The sequence below is a fragment of the Neochlamydia sp. EPS4 genome, from assembly GCF_000813665.1.
Lineage (GTDB): Bacteria > Chlamydiota > Chlamydiia > Chlamydiales > Parachlamydiaceae > Neochlamydia.
This window is the reverse complement of the sequence record NZ_JSDQ01000034.1, coordinates 1-5,093: the sequence shown is the minus strand read 5'-3', so window position 1 is coordinate 5,093 and position 5,093 is coordinate 1. Positions and strand designations below refer to the sequence as shown.

At 41.6% G+C, this 5,093-nt stretch carries 3 protein-coding genes; all 3 read right to left on the bottom strand.

Annotated features, from left to right (window positions below; genetic code table 11):
• Positions 1 to 352 precede the first annotated feature (352 nt).
• Entirely contained in the window at positions 353 to 1,348 is a 996-nt protein-coding gene (locus DB42_RS10270; protein WP_052435937.1) for a leucine-rich repeat domain-containing protein, read from the bottom strand.
• Positions 1,349 to 1,885: 537 nt separating this feature from the next.
• Positions 1,886 to 3,433, bottom strand: coding sequence for a leucine-rich repeat domain-containing protein (locus tag DB42_RS02910; RefSeq protein ID WP_052435936.1), 1,548 nt, complete (start codon positions 3,431 to 3,433; stop codon positions 1,886 to 1,888).
• Between the two features lie 538 nt (positions 3,434 to 3,971).
• A partial coding sequence (locus DB42_RS02905) for a leucine-rich repeat domain-containing protein (protein WP_044881664.1) occupies positions 3,972 to 5,093 on the bottom strand: 1,122 nt, incomplete at its 5' end.

Here is a 5,093-nt window from a genome sequence, read left to right as displayed (position 1 = left end):
GGCCACAGGTTTTTGGCGATTAAGTGACGCGGCAAATTTTGGTTTGACTAAAAGAATGAGATTGATTCTTTGCCTTATTTGAGGAAAACAACTCTTTTTTGATGCCTTCTTTTAATTTTTCTACCGCATGATGGAATACAATACGCCTAGCTTCTTCCTGTCAAGAAAGGTTGTTATCCCAGCCTAGCAATCTGCAGAAAAAAAGAGGAACTTCTTGCCATTATAAATGTGTAGGTTAGCTTAAGTTACTTAGTTGCGGGAAGAAAAGCGGATGACTTGTTTAAAGATAAGATGGCTAAAAGTTTTTTATTTCATTTAGCCCACCCCAATTTAAGAAGTACTTACAACCATTCTACAATTGAAAACGCTGCCTTATTTTTTCGGCGATATCTTTCAAAGGATTTCCCGCTAATTCAAGATTTTGCAGATCAGGCAGCCGTCCGATTTCTGCGGGCAGGCTCGTGAGCTGGTTTTGATTTAAGTAAAGTCCTTGTAATCGAAACAATTGACCTATTTCTACAGGCAGACTGGTGAGCTGGTTTTTTCTTAAGTCAAGCGTTTGCAGCTGAGGCAATTGGCCGATTTCTGCAGGCAGGCTGGTAAGCTGGTTTTGACTTAAGTAAAGCCCGCGCAGCTGAGGCAGCTGCCCGATTTCTCCAGGCAGAGCGGTGAGCTGGTTACCTCTTAAGTAAAGCTGTTGCAGATTAGACAGCTGCCCCATTTCTTCAGGCAGAGCGGTGAGTTGGTTTTGGCTTAAATCAAGCGCTTGCAGCTGAGATAGCTGGCATATTTCTGGGGGTAGATAAGTCAAGCCTATTCCAGATAAATATAGATCCGTGGTTTTTTTACAATTTTCTTTAATCCAATCTCTAAGAAGCTCTCCTTTTTTTCCTAGAAACACGTGCTTAATTTCTTCTCGACTCAAGTATTCTTCCCCATCAGGAAGTTTTTTCCAAAGTAAAAGGCGATTAATATTTACAAGATAGGAAGAGTAGTTAGCCAAAGTAAGATACTTCTTTTCTTCTATTTGCACTTTAAATTCTAAAGCTGAAAAAGACTTGGCTAAAGTAAAGATTCGCCTAAAGATTGCATTTACCTTTGCGGCCTCAGAAAGCTTTTCTTTTAGCTTATAAATCCTATCTACAATAAGAGCCTGCTCCTTAACATTTCCTTGAGGAACATGCACTTTACCTATTTGCTTATAAAGAGGGGGCATGACTTCTGTAGCCAGCAGATGATGCCATCTTTTACAGACGCTAAATAAGGAAGGAACTACGCAAGCCTCTAAGATAGGGAGCAGCAATTCATTGGGCAAGCTTTCAATAGAGACCGAAGAGATAGGATGCATTTTATTTCCTTGGGTAGTGATGACCTTTTATCATCCTATTTTTAAGACAGAATAAAAAAATTAAAAAAGTAAGTCAAACGAATTCGTATCCTTATCAACAAAAAAAAACGACTCCCAGATGATCTAACAGCGCCTTTTTTTAGATAAATTCAAGGAAAGGGCGGAGACCTTCCAAGCATTCAAGAGCAGCCACAGGTTTTGGGGATTAAGTGACGCGGCAATCTTGGCTTGGTTAAAAAAATAAGATTGATTCTTTGCCTTATTTGAGAAAAATGGCTCTTTTTGGTCCCTTGTTTTAATTCTTCTATCAAATGATGGAATACAATACGCCAGTTTCTTGCTGTCAAGAAAGGTTGCCCTCCCAGCCATAACACCCTGCAGAAAAAGAGAAAAGCTTCTTGTCGTTATAATGTGTAGGCTAATTTAAGCTTGCTTAGTTGCTGGAAGAAAAGCGGATGACTTGTCTAAAGATAAGATGGCTAAAAGTTTTTTATTTCATTTTAGCCCACCCCAATTTAAAAAGTACTTATGGCCATTCTACAATTGAAAACGCTGCCTTATTTTTTCTGCAATATCTTTCAAAGGATTTTCCGCTAATTCAAGCGTGTGCAGCTTAGACAGCTGCCCGATTTCTGCAGGTAGAGTGGTAAGTTGGTTTTGATTTAATTCAAGCGTTTGCAGCTCAGACAGCTGCCCGATTTCTGCAGGCAGAGCGGTGAGCTTGTTTTGGCTTGAATCAAGCCATCGCAACTGAGACATCTGTCCGATTTCTGCAGGCAGACTGGTGAGTTGGTTTTGATTTAAGTAAAGATATTGCAGCTGAGACAATTGACAGATTTCTGCAGGTAGGCTGGTGAGCTGGTTTTGATTTAAGTAAAGCACTCGTAGTTGAGACAGTTGCCCAACTTCTACAGGAAGGCTGGTGAGCTGGTTTTGATTTAAGTCAAGCTCATACAGATTAGACAGCTGCTCGATTTCTTTAGGAAGGCTGGTGAGTTGGTTTTGATTTAAGTAAAGATATTGCAGCTGAGACAATTGACCTATTTCTGCAGGCAGAGCGGTGAGCTGGTTTTGATTTAAGTAAAGCGTTTGCAGCTTAGACAGCTGCTCAATTTCTGCAGGAAGACTAGTGAGCTGGTTTTGATCTAAGTTAAGCCCTTGTAGTTGAAACAGTTGCCCGATTTCTTCAGGCAGACTGGTGAGCTGGTTTTGGCTTAAGTTAAGCCCTTGCAGCTGAGACAATTGGCCTATTTTTGTAGGTAGGCTGGTGAGCTGGTTTTCTCTTAAGTCAAGCTCTTGCAGCTGAGACAGCTGTCCAATTTCTGTAGGAAGGCTGGTGAGCTGGTTTTGATTTAAGTAAAGCCATTGTAGCTGAGACAGCTGCCCGATTTCTACAGGAACGCTCGTGAGCTGGTTTTCTCTTAAGTCAAGCTCTTGCAGCTGGGACAGCTGTCCAATTTGTGGAGGCAGGCTGGTGAGCTGGTTTTCTCTTAAGTCAAGCGTTTGCAGCTGAGATAACTGGCCTATTTCTGGGGGTAAATAAGTCAAGCCTGCTTCAGATAAATCTAAATCCGTGATGTTTTTACAATTTTCTTCAATCCAAGCTTTAAATAGCTCTCCTTTTTTTTCTAGAGGCAAGTGCTTAATTTCTTCTCGGCTCAAGTATTCTTCCCCACCAGGAAGTTTTTTCCAAAGTAAAAGACGATTAATATTTAAGAGATAAGAAAAGTAATTAGCCAGCGTTAAGCCTCTTTTTTCTTCTGTTTTCTCTTTCAATTCTAAAGTTGAAAAAGACTTGGCTAAAGTAAAGATTTGCTTAAAGATTGCATTTACCTTTGCTGTTTCAGAAAGCTTTTCTTCTAGCTTATAAATCTTATCTACAATAAGAGCCTGCTCCTTAACATTTCCTTCAGGAACATGCACTTTACCTATTTGTCTATAAAGAGGGGGCATGACTTCAGTAGCCAGCAGATGATGCCATCTTTTACAGACGCTAAATAAGGAAGGAACTGCACAAGCCTCTAAGATAGGGAGCAGCAATTCATTGGGCAAGCTTTCAATAGATGCTGGAGAGATGGGATGCATTTTATTTCCTTGGGTAGTGATGAACTTTTATCATTTTTATTTTTAAAGGCAATATAAAAAAATTAAAAAAGTAAGTCAAACGAATTCATATCCTTATCAACAAAAAAAGCGACTCCCAGATGATCTAACAGCGTCTTTTTTCAGATAGATTCAAGGAAAGGGGGGAGACCTTCTAAGCATTTAGGAGCAGCCACAGCTTTTGGCGATTAAGTGACGCGGCAATTTTGGTTTGGCTAAAAGAATGAGATGGATTCTTTGCCTTATTTGAGAAAAACGGCTCTTTTTGGTGCCTTGTCTTAATTCTTCTACCGCATGATGGAATACAATACGCCTAGCTTCTTCCTGTCAAGAAAGGTTGTCTTCCCAGCCATACACTCTTCAGAAAAAGAGAGAAACTTCTTGCCGTTAAAATGTGTAGGCTAGTTTAAGCTTGCTTAGTTGCGGGAAGAAAAGCGGATTACTTTCTTAAAGATAAGGTGGTTAAAAGTTTCTTATCTCATTTTAGCCCACCCCAAATTAAAAAGTACTTACGGCCATTCTACAATTGAAAACGCTGCCTTATTTTTTCTGGAATATCTTTCAAAGGATTTTCTGCTAGTTCAAGCTTGGTAAGCCAAGACAGCTGCCCGATTTCTACAGGAAGGCTGGTGAGCTGGTTTTGGCTTAAATCAAGCTCTTGTAGCCGAGACAACCGCCCGATTTCTGCAGGAAGACTGGTGAGCTGGTTTTGGCTTAAGTAAAGCCGTGCCAGCTGAGACAACCGCCCGATTTCTGCAGGAAGACTGGTGAGCTGGTTTTGGCTTAAGTAAAGCCGTGCCAGCTGAGACAGCCGCCCTATCTCCGTAGGAAGACTGGTGAGCTGGTTTTGATTTAATTCAAGCCAATACAGCTTAGGCAGCTGTCCGACTTTTATAGGCAGAGCGGTAAGCTGGTTTTGATTTAAGTAAAGCCCTTGCAGCCTAGACAGCCGCCCTATCTCTGTAGGAAGACTGGTGAGCTGGTTTTGGCTTAAGTAAAGCGCTTCTAGCTGAGACAATTGACCTATTTCTGCAGGAAGACTGGTGAGTTGGTTTTGATTTAAGTATAGATATCCCAGCTGAGACAGCTGCCCGATTTTTGCAGGAAGGCTGGTGAGCTGGTTTTGATTTAATTCAAGGCATGCCAGCGTAGACAGCTGCCCGATTTCTGTAGGCAGAGCGGTGAGCTGGTTTTGATTTAAGTAAAGCCATTGCAGCTTAGACAACCGCCCGATTTCTGCAGGCAGAGCGGTGAGCTGGTTTTGATTTAAGTAAAGCCCTTGCAGCCGGGACAACTGTCCTATTTTTGCAGGCAGAGCGGTGAGCTGGTTTTGATTTAATTCAAGCCTTTGCAGCTGAGACAATAGACCTATTTCTGCAGGCAGAGCGGTGAGCTGGTTTTGATTTAAGTAAAGCTTTTGCAGCTCAGACAGCTGCTCGATTTCTGTAGGCAGAGCGGTGAGCTGGTTTTGATTTAATTCAAGCCTTTGCAGCTTAGACAACCGCCCGATTTCTGCAGGCAGAGCGGTGAGCCGGTTTTGATTTAATTCAATCCCTTGTAGCCGAGACAATTGACCTATTTCTGCAGGAAGACTGGTGAGCTGGTTTTGATCTAAGTAAAAATATCCCAGCTGAGACAGCTG

Excerpts from the sequence above, each read along its gene's own strand:
- DB42_RS10270 (WP_052435937.1), bottom strand. The coding sequence starts at position 1,348 with ATGCATCCTATCTCTTCGGTCTCTATTGAAAGCTTGCCCAATGAATTG.
- DB42_RS02910 (WP_052435936.1), bottom strand. The coding sequence starts at position 3,433 with ATGCATCCCATCTCTCCAGCATCTATTGAAAGCTTGCCCAATGAATTG.